Source organism: Niameybacter sp. (assembly GCF_036655075.1).
Lineage (GTDB): Bacteria > Bacillota > Clostridia > Lachnospirales > Cellulosilyticaceae > Holtiella.
This window is the reverse complement of sequence record NZ_JAVVQU010000031.1, coordinates 1-19,266: the sequence shown is the minus strand read 5'-3', so window position 1 is coordinate 19,266 and position 19,266 is coordinate 1. Positions and strand designations below refer to the sequence as shown.

At 37.7% G+C, this 19,266-nt stretch carries 14 protein-coding genes and 1 other RNA gene; 11 read left to right on the top strand and 4 right to left on the bottom strand.

All coding sequences use genetic code 11. The annotated features are described in order from the left end of the window. Nucleotides 1-77 precede the first annotated feature (77 nt). Nucleotides 78-3,143 (bottom strand): glycoside hydrolase family 2 TIM barrel-domain containing protein, encoded by a 3,066-nt coding sequence (locus RRY75_RS09585; protein ID WP_332528206.1) that lies wholly within the window; start codon nt 3,141-3,143, stop codon nt 78-80. 139 nt (nt 3,144-3,282) lie between these two features. On the opposite strand from RRY75_RS09585, the gene RRY75_RS09580 reads away from it, so the two are divergent. After that, nucleotides 3,283-4,125, top strand: coding sequence for an AraC family transcriptional regulator (locus tag RRY75_RS09580; protein WP_332527590.1), 843 nt, complete (start codon nt 3,283-3,285; stop codon nt 4,123-4,125). Nucleotides 4,126-4,134: 9 nt separating this feature from the next. Next, on the top strand, nt 4,135-4,677 hold the full coding sequence (locus tag RRY75_RS09575; protein ID WP_332527589.1) for a DUF402 domain-containing protein: 543 nt from the start codon (nt 4,135-4,137) through the stop codon (nt 4,675-4,677). Between the two features lie 55 nt (nt 4,678-4,732). Here RRY75_RS09575 and RRY75_RS09570 read toward each other — a convergent pair whose 3' ends face one another. Beyond that, nucleotides 4,733-6,001 (bottom strand): M28 family metallopeptidase, encoded by a 1,269-nt coding sequence (locus tag RRY75_RS09570; RefSeq protein WP_332493301.1) that lies wholly within the window; start codon nt 5,999-6,001, stop codon nt 4,733-4,735. A gap of 263 nt (nt 6,002-6,264) precedes the next feature. On the opposite strand from RRY75_RS09570, the gene RRY75_RS09565 reads away from it, so the two are divergent. The 4 genes from RRY75_RS09565 to RRY75_RS09550 all read left to right on the top strand — a co-directional run bounded on the left by RRY75_RS09565 (nt 6,265) and on the right by RRY75_RS09550 (nt 10,227). Then, the gene (locus RRY75_RS09565; RefSeq protein WP_332493302.1) at nt 6,265-6,855 is read left to right on the top strand and encodes a precorrin-2 dehydrogenase/sirohydrochlorin ferrochelatase family protein; all 591 of its coding nucleotides are present in this window, start codon (nt 6,265-6,267) and stop codon (nt 6,853-6,855) included. After that, nucleotides 6,830-7,708 (top strand): sirohydrochlorin cobaltochelatase, encoded by an 879-nt coding sequence (locus tag RRY75_RS09560; RefSeq protein WP_332527588.1) that lies wholly within the window; start codon nt 6,830-6,832, stop codon nt 7,706-7,708. Before RRY75_RS09565 ends, RRY75_RS09560 begins: the two co-directional genes overlap by 26 nt. Nucleotides 7,709-7,791: 83 nt before the next feature. Continuing rightward, complete coding sequence (locus RRY75_RS09555; RefSeq protein WP_332493304.1) at nt 7,792-8,013, top strand: hypothetical protein; 222 nt, start codon at nt 7,792-7,794, stop codon at nt 8,011-8,013. 132 nt (nt 8,014-8,145) lie between these two features. Next, nucleotides 8,146-10,227, top strand: coding sequence for a sensor domain-containing diguanylate cyclase (locus tag RRY75_RS09550; RefSeq protein ID WP_332493305.1), 2,082 nt, complete (start codon nt 8,146-8,148; stop codon nt 10,225-10,227). A gap of 26 nt (nt 10,228-10,253) precedes the next feature. Here the strand turns inward: RRY75_RS09550 and RRY75_RS09545 are convergent, their stop codons facing one another. After that, entirely contained in the window at nt 10,254-11,627 is a 1,374-nt protein-coding gene (locus RRY75_RS09545) for an MATE family efflux transporter (protein WP_332493306.1), read from the bottom strand. A 247-nt stretch (nt 11,628-11,874) separates the two neighbouring features. On the opposite strand from RRY75_RS09545, the gene recQ reads away from it, so the two are divergent. From recQ to RRY75_RS09520, 5 genes are all read left to right on the top strand, one after another. After that, the gene (gene recQ, locus RRY75_RS09540; protein ID WP_332716509.1) at nt 11,875-14,052 is read left to right on the top strand and encodes a DNA helicase RecQ; all 2,178 of its coding nucleotides are present in this window, start codon (nt 11,875-11,877) and stop codon (nt 14,050-14,052) included. Nucleotides 14,053-14,228: 176 nt separating this feature from the next. Next, nucleotides 14,229-14,699, top strand: coding sequence for an SsrA-binding protein SmpB (smpB, locus tag RRY75_RS09535; protein WP_332493308.1), 471 nt, complete (start codon nt 14,229-14,231; stop codon nt 14,697-14,699). Between the two features lie 56 nt (nt 14,700-14,755). Continuing rightward, nucleotides 14,756-15,104: a transfer-messenger RNA gene (gene ssrA / locus RRY75_RS09530) on the top strand. A gap of 1,731 nt (nt 15,105-16,835) precedes the next feature. Continuing rightward, nucleotides 16,836-17,102: a hypothetical protein gene (locus tag RRY75_RS09525; protein ID WP_332493309.1), complete on the top strand. Its 267-nt coding sequence runs from the start codon at nt 16,836-16,838 to the stop codon at nt 17,100-17,102. Nucleotides 17,103-17,244: 142 nt separating this feature from the next. Then, nucleotides 17,245-18,063, top strand: a complete 819-nt coding sequence (locus tag RRY75_RS09520; RefSeq protein WP_332528375.1) for a C39 family peptidase — start codon at nt 17,245-17,247, stop codon at nt 18,061-18,063. Between the two features lie 398 nt (nt 18,064-18,461). On the opposite strand, the gene RRY75_RS09515 is transcribed toward RRY75_RS09520, so the two are convergent. Then, nucleotides 18,462-18,635 carry a hypothetical protein gene (locus RRY75_RS09515; RefSeq protein WP_332494135.1) on the bottom strand — a complete coding sequence of 58 codons (174 nt, stop codon included), beginning with the start codon at nt 18,633-18,635 and terminating at the stop codon, nt 18,462-18,464. Nucleotides 18,636-19,266 lie beyond the last annotated feature (631 nt).

Below are 19,266 nucleotides of genomic sequence, written 5' to 3'. Positions count from 1 at the left end.
TAATATAATAAATAGATAGACACAAAAAGAGGCCCAAAACATTGGGCCTCTTTTTAATCATATCCATAGGATACAGTTTATACCGTTGGACGTATACGGTATGCCACTTGAGCAGGAATGTTTTCTAACCAAATCGGCATAATAGAGAAGTTGAAGTTGATTTCTTTTTCACTAAAAGCATGAACTTGGGCAAGCTTAGGACCACAGCTGTTAGAACCAATACCTGTTTGGCGATAGTCAATATGAAGGATTGTCTCTTTTCTAGGTTTAAGCTGATGTCTCATAGCAGTAGTGGTGAAATCTTGTGACGTGTAGTGTAGTGCACTGAAGTTGAAGCTGTCATCCCCTTTAATCATTAAACCAACACCTGTATTGCTAGCAATAGTTGCCCAACGTACTTTTGTATGGTTACCACATTCTTGTGGCTTAATGTAAGGCTCATAAAGGGCACTTACTGTTGTATCAAAGCGTCCCATGTAGGCACTATGGCAAAGGTCTACATAGTTTTCACCAGGGCCCATACCGAAGTAGGAAACATGCTCGTTACCTGCAGGCATATGGAGTTCTAGTCCAAAGCGAGGAAGAACTTCGAAGTTCTCACGTACATCTGCATGCATAGCCACTTGGATTTCACCTGTTGCCCAAACTTTATAAGTTGTCGTACCTTCAAGAAGTGGACGTACAGAGGGGCCACCAAGAGCGTAGGCTACTTGAAGTGCCGCATACTCAGGAGTGGATTCAACGAGTGCAACTTGATACACATGAGGTGTTGCACAGTGCATCATTTGATGGTACCAACCATGTTGAATGTTACGATCATTGTCTGTAGGTGCACGCCAGATAGAAGGTTCTGGACAATTTGCTAGAAGTTCAACCCCATTTGTTTGAAGACTTTCAAAGCTACCACAGAACTTATTGAAGCGGTAATTGAATGCATCTCCAGTGAAGGTGATGTAGCGTGCATCTTCTTCTACTTGAAGAGAATCAGTCACAGCTACTTCAAGGTAAGAGGCAGTTGCAAGCTCAAGTTGGCTAAAGGCAACTTCATAGCCACGCTCTGCCCATGGTGTTGCAGCTTTTTGTACGAAGCTTAAGTTAAGGAAGAAGTCCCCATCTACCTTAGTAGGCAGTGTATAGCCAAGTTGTAAAGTATGACTTGCATGTGGAGCGATGCATAGGTCGCTTACAATGCCTGTTTCATAGATCACGCCATCTTTAGTAATGGTCCACTCAAGTTGGAGTGTACTAAGGTCTAAGAAGTCATAACGGTTGATAAGGGTAATAAGTCCGTGGGCTAAGTCGCTACCTTCTAGATGTACAGGTTGAATAATATATTTATAGTCTTTAAGTCCTGTATGAGGCTTGCGGTCTGGACTTACTAATCCGTCTACGCAGAAGTTACCATCGTGAGGGAATTCCTCAAAGTAGCCGCCATAGACGAAGAAGTCTTGGTTGCCATCGTTTTGACGTACAGAGTGGTCACACCATTCCCATACACAGCCTCCGATAAGGCGAGGATGTTGATAGAATAAATCCCAGTAAGATTTTAAGTCACCAGGGCCTACACCCATAGCATGACTATATTCACAGAGAAAATAAGGTCTGCTGTCGTTGGTTACTTCACTTTCTGCAATGAGATCTTCTTGAGAAGCATACATATAACTTACAATATCTACACAAGGATGAACTTTTTCTTCTTCACAACCTATTGCTGTCTGGCCTCTAAAGTGAACAGTCCCTTCATAATGTACAAGGCGACTCGTATCACGATTTTTAGTCCATTCAGACATAGCTATATGGTTGGTACCAAAGAAGGATTCGTTGCCTAGTGACCACATAATGATACAAGGGTGATTTTTGTCGCGTTCTACCATACGTATTACACGCTCTAGATAAGCATCTTTCCATACAGGGTCATTGCTTAAGATGTTGCAGTTGATAGCGGCTTGCGTACCATGTGTTTCCAGGTCTGATTCATCTACTACATATAATCCATATTGGTTACAAAGTCTTAAAAATTCTGGTGCATTTGGATAGTGAGACGTTCTAACTGTGTTGATGTTGTGACGCTTCATAATGAGTAAATCGTCTATCATATGTTGCATAGGTGTATAATGACCAAGATCTGGATGAGAGTCATGTCGGTTAACCCCTTTAAGCTTAACAGCTACGCCATTAACTAAGAAGGCACCATTTGGAGCCACTTCAAGTGTTCTAAAGCCAACTTGAGTAGGAATGTATTCCCCCTTGTGTTCAAGAACTAAAGTATACAGATAAGGTGTCTCAGCAGTCCATTTGTTAACATTAGGAAGATCAAATGTAAATTGTGTTTGGCTACAAGTAGTAGTTGCTACAAGATGGTGGTCTGCGTCAAATAAAGAAGCTGTAAAACTTCCTTCAAAAGGCGCACTAAATGCCACACTTACATCTAAAGTTCCATTTGTGTAAGTTGCATCTAATGTAGGTTTGACAAAGAAATCACGTACATGAAGTGGTGAACGGGCTAAGAGATAGACATCTCTAAAAATTCCAGAAAGACGATAGAAGTCTTGGTCTTCTAAGTAGCTACCATCGCACCATTTAAGGACTTTGATAGCAAGTTTATTAGTACCTTTTACCAGGGAATCGGTTAGGTTGAATTCAGATGGTAAATGTGTCCCTTGGCTATAGCCTATAAAAGTACCATTAAGCCAAATGTAGAAGCAAGCATTAACCCCTTCAAAATTAATGAACACATCTTGTCCATCCCATTTCGTAGGAAGTGTAAATTCCTTAATGTAGAGACCAGCAGGATTTTCGTTTGGAACATAAGGAGGATTTACAGGGAAAGGATAGTTGACATTAGTATAGTGAGGTTTGTCATATCCGTGAAGTTGCCAGTTAGAAGGTACAGGAATAGATGCCCAATCTTCACTACAGTAGTCTACGTCATGGAAATTATTAGGTGCATCAATATAAGTATCGTAGTAGCTAAACTTCCAAGTACCATTTAAAAGTTTGTAGTAAGGGGAAGTGCCTTTGTGATGAGCTAAAGCGTCCTCACATGTTCCGAAAGGAATGTAGTAAGCACGAGCAGGCTCACGGTTAATTTGAAGCAGTGTTGGATTTTGCCATTCAGGCTGAAGTGGTGTTTGAGAATGCATAGTGAACTCCTTTATATAGAAAATAATAGTTATGTATATGAAAAAATATTAATATATAATAAAATTATAAGTAGAGATAAAATATAAGTAAATCTAAGGATATTGCAAAAAATATAAAAATATTGAACGGGGGAAGAGAATGGCAGCACAAGTTATGTTTTCGATTGTAACAAAAGATATGGAGAAGCTCCCCTTCTATATAACAGGTATAGGGATGGACTATGAAGAAAATGGTGTGACAAGAGACGAAGGATATGAAGATTATCAATGGTCTTATTGTTTAGAGGGAGAGGGGATCTTTACTGTAGAAGGGCAAAGCTATACCATTTCAAAAGGGATGGCTTTTTTCTTCAAGAAAAATGTGCCTCATACCTATGAAAGCTTAACCCAACGATGGAAGACTACATGGATTACTTTTAATGGAGACCAAGTAGAAAGCTTGATGAACTATTTAGAAGTAGGGTCTAGTCTTATACTTAACTTAGAAAGAGAAGGGGAGGTCAAGCAGCGGTATAAAGAGTTGTTTTATACGTTAAATACAGCATCCTATAGACGAGAAAGTATGTTGAAGGCTTCACTACAATTGTATGAGCTTATAGTCTACATGCAACAGCATAGGTTGCAGTATCAAAATGAAGGGAAAAGTAAAACCTATGATAGGCTCAGTCCTGTTATTGATTATATGGAACAGCATTATAGGGACGATATTACACTAGAGCAACTAGCAGAACAAATTGGGGTGACCAAATATTATTTGTGTAGACTATTTAAAGATATCTATGGGAGTAAGCCATTTGACTATCTCAACCAAATGCGTATCCAAAAAGCTAAAGAGTATTTGGTTACAAGAGAGCAGATGAAAGTGAAAGAAATAGGAGAGTTAGTGGGATATCATGATACCAGTTACTTTTGCCTTAAGTTTAAAACTTATGAAGGCTGTTCTCCAATAGAATTTAGAAGAAAATATAATTTTAATGACTAGGAGTAGAAGATGAAAAGAAAATTTTTAGATGGACGCAATTGGACATGGCTAGACCGTTATACTTATGAATTTAAACATATAGAAGATGTATTTGAGGGGTATATTTCTTTTATTCAGATTGATACAGTAAAGCAAAAGTTAGTAGTAGATTACGAAGATAGAAAAAATGTATGTCTTTGTGATGATGGATACAAAGGGTTGATTTTCTTACCAGATCATGAAAAATGGTGTGCCAATGTGGTGTTTGACCAAGAGGGAAACTTCGTAGAATGGTACTTTGATATGATTAAGTCTACTGGCATAAACGAAGTAGGGATTCCTTATTTTGATGATCTTTATTTAGATGTGGTGATGACCAGTGACTTTAAGTTGCGTATATTAGATGAAGATGAATTGGAAGGAGCACGAGACCAGGGAATTATTACACAAGCAGATTTTGAAATGGCCTATGCCACCAGTGAAAGGGTAATAAAAGAAGTTATACCAGATAAAAAATTCATAATAGAGTTTTTTAGACGCTATTTATATGAGTTTGAGGGTGGAAAATATTAGAGAATAAAAGAAAAAGCAGAGGTCGAGTAAGACTTTCTGCTTTTTTTTAGGTCAATTATTTTGTGTCAGATTTTTTCTTTTGAAGGTATTTATCTACAGCTTCTACCATATTGGCTGGCATCTTTTGTTCTACTGGGAAGAGTGGTGCATTGATAACACGGTCACTAAATGTTTGTACAAAGCGTGCTGTGTTTTCTAGAGATTCTCCAGATAAGTAGTCTAAGATGTCGTAGCGTGAGTGAATCATAGCACAACCTGGTGAGCCAAAACGGCAGAAGTTGACGCAAGGAATGCCCTTGTTTGCAAAGGGAATAGAGTCACTAGAATAAGTATCTTGTTTTACAGCAATAGAGAAGCCTACTTCTTTTGCAAGGTACTCAATATAGGTACATAAGCTGTTGTCTGCTGTGACAATAGCACGGTCTTCACCCATAATAGGGCCTGCTACATCTACGTTAATGCCAAGTTTAATAGCTTTGAGCGCATCTTCTTCGGCAGTTGCCACATAAGCTTTGCTACCAAGTAAACCTTTTTCTTCTGAACCAAACCACATGAAGCGAAGGGTGCGTTTGGGTGGATGTGCTAAATAGTGGCGTACAAGTTCCATTAAGATCACAGAGCCTGCACCGTTGTCATAGACACCTGTACTAAAAGGTACACTGTCGTAGTGTCCCATGAAGGCGATTTCTTCTTCAGGGTAATCGGTTCCTTGGAGGGTTGCATACACGTTGTGAGAATCAACTTCATAGTCATCTTGTTCAAGCACCATACGTACTTTAGTTGCTTTGTTTTTAACCATGTCAAAGGCATCACTAGCACGAAGGGTAACACCTGGGATTTGTCCAACTTCTAAGTGCTTTGCACGGATCGCACGTACTTGAAGGTCAGTAAGAGCTGGGTCATCAATAACGGTACCACTGTAAGCGATAATCCCTGCAACACCTGCTTTGAAGAGGCGTTCATAGACTTCTACAGTGAGGCCGCCATTTAAAAGGACTACTTTGCCTTTAGCGTCTAATAAGTCCATATCACTTGCTTGTTGGATGTATTTGAAGTCAGCTACAAGACCATCAGCAGGGGTATTACCTGAAAGCCCAAGACCTGTCACTTCATAAGTTTGTTGATAAGGCTCTAATACCTCTAAAGTTGCTTTTTTGATGGTGTAGTTATGAACTTTGAAAGCCTCGAGGGTGCATTCTAAACCTAAAGACTTAAGCTCATCTAAAAGAATATGGGCAGCTTGTAATTCCTCAGCAGTTCCACTACAACGAATGAAACCAATTTTTTGTAAAAGGGAAAAAGCACGTTCACCTGAAATACTCATGTTAAAATCTCCTTCATTTTGCTTCTTATTAAATAAGAATAGTTTCTTATAGTTATACAACAATATAGTTTTTAAAACAACAAAATAATTTTCAAATTAATAAGGAAATTGGATGAAAACGAGCACACTACTTGTATACAATATCCTTTGCTTGTGGATAGAGTGATAAAGGAGTAAACAAGGCATGGAAGATAGAATGTATGCAATGAGTGTGGTAAAATAAAAATAGGTAAATAAAGCTAAATAAAGGGAGAGGGAATAAGATGTACACAGCATGTTTGAACTTAGAGGGCAAGAAGGTAACGATTGTAGGTGGGGGTAAAATTGCTTATCGTAAGGCTATGGCTTTTTGTAAGGAGGAATGTGAGGTACATGTAATTGCACCGTGTTTTATCCCAGAATTTAAGGCGTTAGGACATGATGTGAATCTCATTTACAAATACTACGAAGAAGGTGACTGTGCCAATAGTTTTTTAGTAGTGGCGGCTACTAATGATCAGAAGACTAACTATGCCATTGGACTTTTTTGTAAACGTGCCAATAAGCTTTGCAACGTAGTCGATAATAAGGAACTTTCAAGTTTCATCGTGCCTTCTACGTTCAAAAGAGGGGATTTGGTAATTGCAGTTTCGACAGGTGGTGCAAGTCCTTCCCTTGCAGCTAGAATCAAGCAAGAGTTAGAAGAAAAGTATGATGCCTCTTACGAGGAGCTTATACAAATACATGGGCGTTTGCGTAGCAAAGTACTAGAAAAAGTAGCAGACGAAGGAGAAAAGAAAAAAATCTTAAATCATCTTGCAATGTTAGACATAAAGGAGCTTAAGGCATATGAAAAAAGCTATTTTGGTTGTTAGTTTTGGAACGAGTTACTTAGAACAAAAAAAGGAAAGCATAGATCCTTGTATTCAGGCTATTCAAGAAGCTTTTCCAGATTGGGATGTACATGAAAGTTTTTCATCAAGTTTTTTAAGAAAGCGTTTACTTTCAGAGTATAATTTAAAGATTTTGTCACCTGATGAGACAATGGAACAGCTTAAACAAGAAGGCTATACAAAAGTCGTTATTCAGCCACTCTTTTTAATAGAAGGGATAGAGTATGATAAGCTTTTAGCACTCAGAAACCAATATCATGAAGGAGCTCAAGTTGACAGATTACAAGAAGTAATTCTCGCATCTAACATAAGGTGTAAGGAAAAGTTAGAGGGCACGAGTGAAGAAAAAGTGATAGAGCAAGAGGTGGATAAGGCACAGAGAACCAAGATGAAAGTGGCTGTAGGGAAGGCCCTTTTGAGTACACAAAAGGATTACGAGAGCGTTGTGAAAGAAATAGAAGCAACATATCAAGGTCTAGATACAGACATTCTTCTATTAGGTCATGGTACAACCCATGAGGCACATGTTTCTTATGCCTACTTACAAGAGATGCTTGATGCAACCATGCTAAACTGTATGGTAACTACATTAGAAGATAGATGTAACTTGCATCAGATGCCTTTTAAAAATGATACGGTTACCATCGTACCCTTTATGTTAGTTGCAGGTATGCATATTTTAAAAGATGTGATGGGTGACCAGGAAGCGTCTTTCAAAAGTGGATTAGAAGCCCTAGATAAGCAAGTCAAAGTGGTTCAAAAAGGATTGGGAAGTTATCTAAGTACAAGACAAGTGTATATCACACATATACAAAAAGTAATCAATAAATTGTAGAAGTAGTGGTCTAGGGTTTACAAAACCTAGGATTTTTTATAAGATAGAACAGGAAATGGACAAAATAAGGAGACTTCTATCAAATGAATAAAGAACAAATCGTTAAAGATATATTAAGTACTCGCAGAAGAGTAAATGTAGCAAAAGGTAGAGATATAAGAGAGATTGAAATATTTGAAGAGCAAGTAGAGAAATCGCTTAAACGTATTGAACAAGCAAGATATATTTCAAAGAAGTTTACAGAAGATGAGCTAGTAAATATTCAAAATGCTTATGAGAGCTTAAGAAGCGTACCAAAACAATAAGAGGATGTGTCTTTTCTAAAGACACATTTTTTATTTAAATTTTTTGGAGACTAATTATATATTTTAAATGAATTTGTATTATAATATAAAAGTAGAGTATTGTTATTGGAATAAGAAAAATAGGAGAATGATATGAAAATAGAAGATTTGATGCAAGTACCCCACAAGTTAAGAGAAAATCAAGACTATGCAAAAAATCTACTTAAAGATATACAAAAAATGAATATAGAGGAAGCACGAGTGTTCCTAGAAGCATTGATAGAAGTGGCAACAAAATTTCAGTTAGATCAGGCATATCCCTGGATTATTTATTGCTTAGCATGGAACATGGACGCACAAGGTAAGCGCAAGCAAGCCATTGTGTTACATGAAAAGGGGTATGCGTTATTTGAACAACAACAAAATATAGAAGGACAGTTAAGTATTGCTAATACTTTAATTGGTTTCTATGCACAAATGGGACGCTTAGATGAAGCATTGAAGTGGAGCATCACTGCGTTAGAGCTCGGGGAGAAGTGTACGCAAGAATCATTGTTGACAACAACAAAGGTGAATATGGCTTTAGTTTATATGGAGCGAAGAGAACTTGGAGAAGCTATTAAGCTACTCGAACAAGTAGAACTTTATGGTTGTTTTAACAATAGAGATAGGGAAATTATTTTATATATTAATCGTGCAGAGTGTGAGTGTTTTATTGGGAACATGGAGCAAGTACAAAAATATGCCGCAAAAGCTTATGCCCTAGCAAAAGAATATGCACCTCATATGCTAGATAGTATTTTTCAACTAGAAGGTGAATTATATGAAGTGGAGAAGAAGTACGAACTTGCAGAACAATCTTTCCAACAAGGAATTATCTATGCAGATGCCTATAACAATTTAAGGAATAAGACCTATCTAGAACTCAAACTTGGGAGCTTGTATTTAGAAATAGGGCACTATGAAAAAGGTATTACTATGCTTGAGCACTTAGTAGAGGCACAGAGTGTTGCAGGTGAGATGCTGAAGGAAGTATGTTATAGATTAGGAACGGCTCATGCAAAGCAAGGGAATATAAATAAAGTTGCACAATATTTTGAGCAGTATGCAAAAATAGACCAAACAATCATTGCAAATAAAACGATCCAGCTAGATGCAACACTTGAACTCATGCAAGAGGCAAAAGAGGTAGAGGTCTATAAAACACTATATTATCAGAACAAACATTTATACAACATGGGTCAAAAGTTGACATCTAAGTTGTGTGAAGAAGCCATTTTAAAAGTTGTTGAAGAAGAAATAAAAGAGCTTATGCCTTTTACACGTTTGCAAGTAGTCTTACAAAATGAAATGAACCAGACAGTTGAGTATAGGCTAAGAATGGAAGAAGGAGAAGCCATAAATTCTAAGAGAGAGCCTATTCTTGCAGATAGCTTAATCCATTATTGTACTAAGAGTAAGGTAGAAGTACTGATTAATGAGATGGACAAAGAGTATGATAGCTATTGTACACAATATGAACGCTCCAAAAAAGGAGAGGTTTTACAATCGGTGATTTGTGTACCTATAGTGTTTAGTGACCAACTAATAGGTGTAATCCAAATGGAGCACTTAGGCCCTCGCCAATATACAACCAAAGATAGTATTACCTTGAAGATGATAGGGAGCTATATGGGCATTGCACTAGAGAATGCAAGGTTATATCAGAAAGCAGAATATGATGCTCAGTATGATAACTTAACACAAATTTTTAGCCGAAAAGAATTGCTTAGAAGAAGCCGAATTCTATACGAAAAGTCTCAAAAGATGCAAACATGTACATTCATGATGGTAGATATAGATGATTTCAAAAAGATTAATGATGCTTATGGGCATCAGATGGGAGACAAAGTACTGGCTCAAGTAGCACAAATACTTAAGCAATCTATAAGGTGTAAAGGTGTAGTTGGACGTTATGGAGGGGAAGAATTCCTAGGTGTAGCAACGGGGATGGATGAAAAGGAGGCAGAAGCTTTTGCCCAAAAAATTCGAAGATGTGTTGAGGGGTTGCCTATTCGCACAGACGAGGGAGAAAAGGTGAAGGTGACAATAAGCATAGGACTAAAAACCATCTATTCAGATCAATTGCCTTTTGCACAAGGTATTGCCTGTGCAGATAAAGCCTTATATGAAGCCAAAAATACAGGTAAGAATAAAGTTGTAACGTCTACAATATGGCAAATACCCTTTTCCTAAAATTTAAGGAAAAGGGTATTTGTCTATTAAAGTATTTCAGTTGTTCTATTTTCAAAAGTTTTCTTGACTACAACTACAGCAAGTGGCATAAAGATTACTGCACATACTATCTCTGCAATAGGGTAGCAGAACCATACAGCATCTAGACCAATGAAAGTCGCAAATAACCATGCACATGGAATGATGAGTACAAGCTGGCGTAAAAGAGACATAACAAGGGATTTGAAACCGTGTCCAATAGATTGGAACATAGTAGATAGGGTAATCCCAATAGCTGCTGGAATGAAGCAAAGGCTAAGGATACGTAGAACGTAAATACCCATTTGAATCATTTCAGGACTTCCATCAAAGAGGGCAAGTAACTCAGCTGGAAGTAACCAGAAGATAGCTGTCCCAATAGACATAATGATGAAAGAAGTTAAAAGTGTCAATTTTAAGGTATGCATAAAACGTTTTTTGTTGTTGGCACCGAAGTTATAACCTAAGATAGGCATAGCACCTTGTGTCAGGCCAAACACTGGCATGAAGACGAAAGATTGAAGTTTGAAGTAGATGCCAAAGATGGCAACAGCAGTTGAGGAGAAGCCCATCAAAATACCGTTTAAGATAGTCGTTGTCACAGAGCCAATGGCATTCATGATGATCACTGGGAAACCTACTTTATAAATATCAATCACATATTCCTTCTTAAGTTTGAACCCACGAATTTGTAAATGTACCTCATGAGATTTGATATGGAACATAACAAGTACAAAGGTCATGGCACAAATTTGCCCAATAACTGTGGCAATGGCGGCTCCTTTAATTCCCATAGCTGGGAAGCCAAATAACCCAAAAATCATAATCGGGTCAAGGATGATGTTGGTTACTGCACCAATGAGCTGAGAGAACATAGGGATAATCATATTCCCTGTAGCTTGAAGGGTTCTTGAGCAAGTGATCTCAATAAAAATTCCAAAGGAGAAGATGAGTACAATTTGTAAGTAAGAAGTCCCCATATCTACAATTGAGGCATCATTTGAGAACATGCCCATGAAAAAGCGCGTAGCAAAAATCCCAATGAGCATAAATACAATGGCATTCATAATGGCTACGAAAAAGCCTGTGCTAGCGGTCTTAGAAGCTGCATCCTTGTCCCCTTCACCGAGTTTACGCGCAATGAGTGAGTTAACGCCAACCCCAACCCCAAGGGCGAATGCAATGATAAGCATTTGTAGTGGAAAGGCAAGTGAAACAGCAGTTAAGGCGTCTTCACCGATACGAGATACAAAGATACTGTCTACGACGTTGTACAGTGATTGTACCAACATGGAGAAAATAGCCGGAATTGACATGCTAGCCAGTAGCTTTCCAACGGGCATTGTACCTAGTTTTTCGGATCTAGAATTATTAGTTTGCATGAAAGTATAGCCCCCTTATATAAAATTTTGACATATCCTATTAGTATAGTCGTTTTAAAGATGAATTTCTATACACTAATGTGTAAATTAAGTCTAAACAATGGACATACTTTATGCGCAGAATGCCTAATAAATAAGAAGTTGTATAAAATGACAAAAAGATGTAAAGAGTCTAGCTACTGAAGAAAAAATTATAGTATGATAGAGATAATGATTATGAAGAGATTAGTGTAAAGGATAAAAAGTGATGAAACCAATTGAGATATTAAAAGAGTATTTTGGATACAGTAGTTTTAGAGTAGGGCAAGCGGAAATTATTGAAGCCCTTATAAGTGGACAAGATGTACTAGGTATTATGCCAACAGGGGCTGGGAAGTCTATTTGTTACCAAGTACCTGCCCTTTGTGGGAGTGGTGTAAGTCTTGTTGTTTCCCCACTAATTTCCCTTATGAAAGACCAAGTGGATGCCTTAAGAGAGATGGGGATAGAGGCTGCCCTTATTAATAGTACGCTCAGTACATATGCCTATAACGAGGTTATGGAAGGCGCCAAGGCAGGACGCTATAAGCTGATCTATGTGGCACCAGAGCGTTTAGAGTCCTATGATTTTGTAAGCTTATGTGAGCAGTTGCCCCTAGACTATGTCATTATTGATGAGGCACACTGCGTGAGCCAATGGGGACATGACTTTCGACCAAGCTACAGAGGTGTTTCAAGATTTATTGAAAGCCTGCCGAAGCGTCCGGTGATTGGTGCCTTTACGGCTACAGCAACACCAAAAGTTAGGGAAGATATGTTAAGCCTTTTACGCCTTCAAAATCCCTATACCCTGACTACAGGGTTTGACCGTCCCAACTTATACTTTGAAGTGGAAAGACCTAAGCATAAGCTAGATGCCACCTTAAACTATTTGAAAAAACATCAAGAAGAAAGTGGGATTATTTACTGCTCCACACGTAAGTCCGTGGATGCTCTTTATGAGAAGCTTTTAAGCAAGGGGATACGCGTGGTGCGCTATCATGCAGGGCTGAGTGAGCATGAGCGTGGACAAAACCAAGAGGACTTCCTCTTTGACAAGGCACAAGTCATGATTGCGACCAATGCCTTTGGGATGGGGATTGATAAGTCCAACATTCGCTATGTCCTTCACTACAACATGCCGAAGAATATGGAAAGTTACTACCAAGAAGCAGGACGTGCAGGACGAGATGGTGTGGAATCTACTTGTACCCTCTTGTATGCTTCTTCAGACATTATGACCAATAGGCTACTTATTGAAAATGCGGGACTTGGGGTAGATTTATCTCTAGAATATGAAAAACTCAATCAGATGGTGGACTACTGTAACACAGAAGGGTGCTTAAGAAATGCTATTTTACGCTACTTTGGCGAGCAGCCAACTGTCTTATGTGACCACTGTGGGAACTGTAACAGTGAGATTGCCCAACAAGACATTACTATAGAAGCTCAGAAAATCCTATCTTGTATCAAACGCATGGGTGAGCGCTTTGGAATGGTCTTGGTTATAGATGTATTAAAAGGAGGCAATACCCAAAAGATTCGTCAATTTGGCTTCCAAACCTTATCTACCTATGGACTGATGCGAGATTATAGCAAAGAAGTGATTAAGGAGATGATGTCTTTCCTGATTGCAGAAAAGTACATTGCTTTAGATGGGGACAAGTTTCCTATTTTAAGGTTGGCACCACTAAGTTATGAAGTCCTTCGAGGGCAACAACCTGTCAATATGCGCATTGCCCTTCGTATAGAAGATATAGCGCAAGCACAAGATGCAGAGAGGCTTCCTTTAGATATGGAACTGATGAGCCAACTTAAGCAACTGCGTAGTAAATTGGCAGAGGACTATCACATTCCACCGTTTATTGTCTTTTCAGATGCCACTTTAAATGAGATGAGTCAATACTATCCAACTACTCAAGAAGAAATGCTTCAAATCAGTGGGATAGGTGGAGCTAAATACGAGAAATATGGTAAAGCCTTTGAAATCATCATTCAAAATTATGTAAGTGAGCACCAAATCGAAAAGCCAGAACTTATCAAACCAGTAAAAAAAGAAAAAAGTAGTAGTACCCTAGGGGATACTCTTAAAAAAGAGGTGAAAAAAGATAGTCACCTAGCGACTTATATGATGTATCAAGAAGGGCATGCCCTAGAAGACATTGCCAAGGAGCGAGGACTTACGCGATTTACAGTAGAAAATCACTTGGTGAAATGCGTAGAAGAAGGATTGGACATAGATTTATATCAATTTATGACACCAGAACAAGAACCTTTGATAGAAGCAGCTATTATGCAAGTGGGTATCACCCTTTTAAAACCGATTAAAGAGGCATTGCCAGAAGAGGTGAGCTATACAGCCATCAAATTAATGATAGAAAAGTTGAAGCGTTGTAATAAAATTTAAAAGTTAAGCTGCAATAGGTATAAAATAAGGCCAACTGTCTCAAACTCTAAGAGGGAAGGTAGGCAGTTGGTTTTTGGATTCCTATTGTTTTGGAAGAATCAAGAAGACTACTTGAAAAATAATAAGGTTATGCTATAATAGAAGTTGCACTACATTTTAAAAGAGGGAGAACAGTCATGGCGAAAAATCCAAATGCCTATAAACTTGTTGCACAAAACAAAAAAGCCTATCACGATTACTTCATTGAAGAAACGTTTGAAGCGGGCATTGTACTGGTTGGAACAGAAGTCAAATCCATCCGCCAAGGCAGTGGCTCAATTAAGGAAAGTTTTATCCGTATTAAAGATGGAGAAGCCTTCATCTACAATATGCATATCAATCCTTATGAGAAAGGGAACATCTTTAACAAAGAACCCCTTCGTACACGCAAACTCCTCCTTCATAAAAAGGAAATCAATAAACTTGTCGGTGAGATTTCCACACAAGGTATGACAATCGTACCGCTTAAAGTATACATCAAAGGAAGTTTAGTCAAAGTAGAAATTGGTCTTGCAAAAGGTAAGAAAACTCACGACAAACGTGACGATATTGCCAAGAAAGACATGCGTCGTCAAACGGAGCGTGAATTCAAAGTCAAGAACATCTAAGACAAATTTTGCCTTACAGTATGTGTATTCTCAGAGAAGTGCCCTTATCATAATAAGGGGGTGCACTGGTTTCGACGGGGGTCACGTATGTCGGGGCAGCCATCCGTAGAACGCCGGAGTCTACGTTAAAAGCTGGCATTTAAATTAAACGCAGATAATAATTTTGCATTAGCTGCCTAAGCAGCTTAGTCTCCTCTAGGTCTCCCGCAGCCTAGAACGAGACTCCGACTCAGCGGGCCACGTCTAGGGCTAAGCTTTGCCCCCTAGCCGTACTTATGAAGCTACTGAAGTGAACAGCCTGTCTCTGGGCGTTTCATGGAGGGAATGTTAAAACAGTGACTATGATGGTAGAGACCACAATGTATGGACTTTCGGACACGGGTTCAATTCCCGTCACCTCCATGGAATTATAAGTTCTGAGAGAACTTATAGGAGAAAATAGTGAAAAAGATAAAGACACGGTATTAGTTGAGGAAACTGATACCGTGTCTTTTCTATGTTTTAGGATTGAGTAGATGAACCAATAAAAAAGTATTGCAGGGTTTGCTGGAGTAGGGGAAATGGAGAAGTGGAATGTAAGTGCCACATAAAAGGGCGTCGTGTGTAAAGAGACTATAAGTGGTATGCTATCTCAAAAGGGGGTTACCACATGAATATCAGTAAATTAGGAATCTGGAAAGAATATATTCAGCAGTGTAAATCCAGTAGCAAACAAAAGTTAACACTTTTGTAATGGTACCAGGTAGTACGCCAAGATAAGGGCGACATATATAGCATAATGGAAAATCTGCATGACAAAGTCTAACCAATAGCCATTAGCGAGTCTTGGGCTGTCTCTGGCGACAGAGAGAGTTAAGTGTAGACAGCATAATCATCATCGTTAAGGTGAGAAGATGATTACTTACTCGGGGCCGCAGGGTGTAGCACGCTAATCATTGTTATATGTCAGTCAACTGGGGAGAAATTAGTTATTCTTATACCCAGAGATGAGTATGATGAACGAATAAATAAGGAAGTCAGAAAATAACTAATTAGTCGGATTACGTAGTAGTACCGAAGAAGTGAAGTAATGTTCATGGAGGGAAGGACGTAACGTGTCATAGGCCTTGAAGAGGGAAACACAAAACTTACAAAGAGAAGGCATATTGTGAAAACAAAACTTTAAAGGATAGCAGATAAAATGCGAATGATGACATGAAGAGCTGGATGCGGGAAATCCGCAAGTCCGGTTCTGTGAGGGGGAAGGGGAGTAATCCTCTTGTCTACTCGACCGCGACAATTCAAATACAATTCGAGAGCAAGCCGTAGGGATAATACTCTGCTGTTAAGGTACATACCAGCACCATTACAAAGTTTGTGAGTTATTATTGCGCCCTCACCTCCCTTTACTTATCCACAATGATGGAATAAAAGAGAATTTTGAAGTATTTAGAGCAAATTATAAAAGATAAAAGTAGAAATTATTCAATAAACGCACAAAAACTAGCCCAAATCGATTCCCCCTCATTTTAATGACAGACTTAAGCTAGTTTTGTGTTTGTGGCAAAGCCTCACAGAGAAAATTTAGATTTCATCCAGCTTCTTGTGACATCAAGCTTTAAGGAGTAGGCAAAGGGTTTACCTTGCTACAGCATATTGTAACGAGCAAACTGTTGGTAATAGAGGGCTCATTGACTTGTTACTGCAAGTTTCTGTGTTCAAACAGGTGTACCCAAGGACTTGTCTTGCCCACTTACTTGTAAGCTTTCTATCGTAGGTGAAGCATAGTGGATGAAAGATATGTAGTTGTGATGTTGGTTTCAAATTTACCTAGGAGCCACATTGAAGCCAACACTTATATACCTATTTTGAATTTCAAAGCACGGATAAGGGAATATTAGACTTAGTAAGATTCAATCTCTAAGATGTATTATTATATCAGCAAACCCAAAAGCAGGTTTATACATATGTCATTTATTCAGGGGACATTAAAGACCCTTTAGTAGGCTATGTAAATGGATTTAATGAGTATCATGTAAGAGCTATTTGTTTAGCTGATAAAGATGCTACAATGGTGTTAAATGACATAGAAAACAAACTTCTAGAGAATAAGAAATTGACGGACAAAGAGCAATTAGAACTTATTTTACGCCTCTAATGGGTGAAGAACTTTCAAAAGAAGCTAAAATTATTAAAGCCATTAAACTATCGAAAGATTATCCTATGAGTAAGAAGGCAGATGTTCAAGCAATGCTTTATACATTTGCTCATAAGTTTTTAAGTGGAGCAGAACTCGAAAATGTAAAGGTGGTAATTAAAATGACTGAGCTTGGAAAACTGTTGCATGATGAGGGTGTTAAAGAAGGTATTAAAGAAGGTATCGAAAAAGGAAAAGAAGGTTTATTAAGCAAAGAAAAACAATAAAACGGTTAAAATAAGTCACACTTATACTAAACAGTGAGTAAAGGTGTAATAAAAAAACTGTTGAAATTTCAACTCATTTATGATATCTTAAATGAGTGAAAATTTTAAACAAAAATATAATTGTATTGGAGATGACAAAGAATTGAAAAAGAAATTATCAGTTGTATTACTTGGAGTAACATGTTTAATGGGAATGACTACTTATGCAAAGGTGACTAAAGAGAATCTCATTCCGTTTCCTGAAGGCTATAACCATTTAGAATCAGGCGCTTCATCCTATGATGGATTAGGAAATGTGGTACAATCGCCATACTTCCCTGTATTTGATTTTTATAATATGAAAAGTACAGAGACTTTGACCTTATTACCAAAGTTCAAGACCTATCAGCAAACCACAGAGTATACATGTGGGGCAGTAGCGGGACTTATGACTTTATATCATTTTGGAGAAACTCAATATGATGAGTTAGAGGTTGCAGACATTATGCAAACACATAAAGATCGTAATTTCTCAAACAAGCAAGAGGCAGGCATAGCAGATGAGAGAGGCGAATATGGGACATCTACCTCAGGTATGGTACACTTTTTTGAGCGTATTGGATGGCAGGTAGAATCAAGTTTAACGAAAGCTGATGAGACAGGATATAGCTTTGCGACACCTGAGATTTTCAGAGACTTTGTTATTGAGAAACTAAAAAATGATACACCTATCATGGTTGAAAATATAGATTTTGGTGGACATTGGAGAACAATCATAGGATACGATACAATGGGCACAGAAACGATAGCGGATGATGTAATTATTATGGCAGACCCTTATGATACATCTGACCACAGTCAAGATGGGTACATATATACGAATGCAGAAAGATTTTTCTATATGTGGTATGACTCACACATTCTACCAGAAACACAAAAATACCAACAATGGTTAGTCGCTACACCACCAGGTGAAAAATAAACCTTCTAGGCCAACCATGACTAACTAATCTAAAAGTACAAAAAAACACCCTACATGTTATCTTATGGAACATAAGACAACATGTAGGGTGTTTTTTATTAGGATGTGTGCGGGAAATACCAGGAGCCGTCAATTTAATACGATTTAAATTTTTAGGTGATACCCTAATACCCATTATTAAAAAATACATAGGAGTGATTTTAAATGTCTAATAGGAGAAAATGAAAAGAAGTTTGTTTTGATGAAAGAGAGTAGAAGCTGATCCGAAAGAAATTAGATTGGTGTAAATATTGACAATGCTATTACCCAATTTAAGTGATGGAATATTAAAAAAATAAAAGGGTAGGATGTGCTACTTAAGTAGCACATCCTACCCTTTTATTTAACTACGAGAAATATTATGAGTGAGAAACACTATGTCTTTCCTCAGTCCAAGCATCTCCGCCAAGTTCGCCACATCCTGTACATTCATAACTTTCTGTATACATATATGTATTTGTAGTACACGTAACTTCTTTTACAATACCATTCTGATATACTCTAACTTTATGGCTTGAAATGCTTGGCCCCATTACATTTCCACCAGTAAGTTTCCGTGAGTGTGAATGAGGTGGAGCATATGGAGTAATATCTTGAGCATAAACTGAAGATGTTAGACTTAAAACTACCCTGCTAATAAAAATATTTTTTTATAAAAAGTTTGTAAAATGAACTATAACTTTTTAAGAATGATTATAAGATTTTTGTAAAAACTTGTTTAAATGTGGATAAATAATATTTATAATAAGATTAAAATAGTAAAAACTATTAAGGCATCCTTCAAAGTAATGCTTTATAAACTTTTCATAGATGAACTTAATAGAACGTATTTCTTGAACTGCAAGGATTGAACAGATAAAAATAAGAAACTTATTGAAGCTACGTTTATAAAATAGTGGCTTATAGATATCAAGATATTCGGTTAGTGTTTTAAATAATGATTTAGTGTTAATACTATACTATGCATGTGATCAAGTCCTTTTCTGTAGAGTTATGTGTGGTAAACATAGTATTTACAGAAATACAGAACTTGGTCATTTGTATTTTATGGAACTTAGAAATTAATTACTTGTAAAGTGGTGTCAAAGCAAATATTACTATAGTATATCGCTATGAAAGATAGGTGCACAGAAGCCAGATATAATATTAACTTTAGAGGAGACC

Bases quoted from the DNA above. Each gene is read 5' to 3' on its own strand.
- RRY75_RS09585 (WP_332528206.1), bottom strand. From the start codon at position 3,143: ATGCATTCTCAAACACCACTTCAGCCTGAATGGCAAAATCCAACACTG.
- RRY75_RS09580 (WP_332527590.1), top strand. From the start codon at position 3,283: ATGGCAGCACAAGTTATGTTTTCGATTGTAACAAAAGATATGGAGAAG.
- RRY75_RS09575 (WP_332527589.1), top strand. From the start codon at position 4,135: ATGAAAAGAAAATTTTTAGATGGACGCAATTGGACATGGCTAGACCGT.
- RRY75_RS09570 (WP_332493301.1), bottom strand. From the start codon at position 6,001: ATGAGTATTTCAGGTGAACGTGCTTTTTCCCTTTTACAAAAAATTGGT.
- RRY75_RS09565 (WP_332493302.1), top strand. From the start codon at position 6,265: ATGTACACAGCATGTTTGAACTTAGAGGGCAAGAAGGTAACGATTGTA.
- RRY75_RS09560 (WP_332527588.1), top strand. From the start codon at position 6,830: ATGAAAAAAGCTATTTTGGTTGTTAGTTTTGGAACGAGTTACTTAGAA.
- RRY75_RS09555 (WP_332493304.1), top strand. From the start codon at position 7,792: ATGAATAAAGAACAAATCGTTAAAGATATATTAAGTACTCGCAGAAGA.
- RRY75_RS09550 (WP_332493305.1), top strand. From the start codon at position 8,146: ATGAAAATAGAAGATTTGATGCAAGTACCCCACAAGTTAAGAGAAAAT.
- RRY75_RS09545 (WP_332493306.1), bottom strand. From the start codon at position 11,627: ATGCAAACTAATAATTCTAGATCCGAAAAACTAGGTACAATGCCCGTT.
- recQ (WP_332716509.1), top strand. From the start codon at position 11,875: ATGAAACCAATTGAGATATTAAAAGAGTATTTTGGATACAGTAGTTTT.
- smpB (WP_332493308.1), top strand. From the start codon at position 14,229: ATGGCGAAAAATCCAAATGCCTATAAACTTGTTGCACAAAACAAAAAA.
- RRY75_RS09525 (WP_332493309.1), top strand. From the start codon at position 16,836: ATGGGTGAAGAACTTTCAAAAGAAGCTAAAATTATTAAAGCCATTAAA.
- RRY75_RS09515 (WP_332494135.1), bottom strand. From the start codon at position 18,635: ATGGGGCCAAGCATTTCAAGCCATAAAGTTAGAGTATATCAGAATGGT.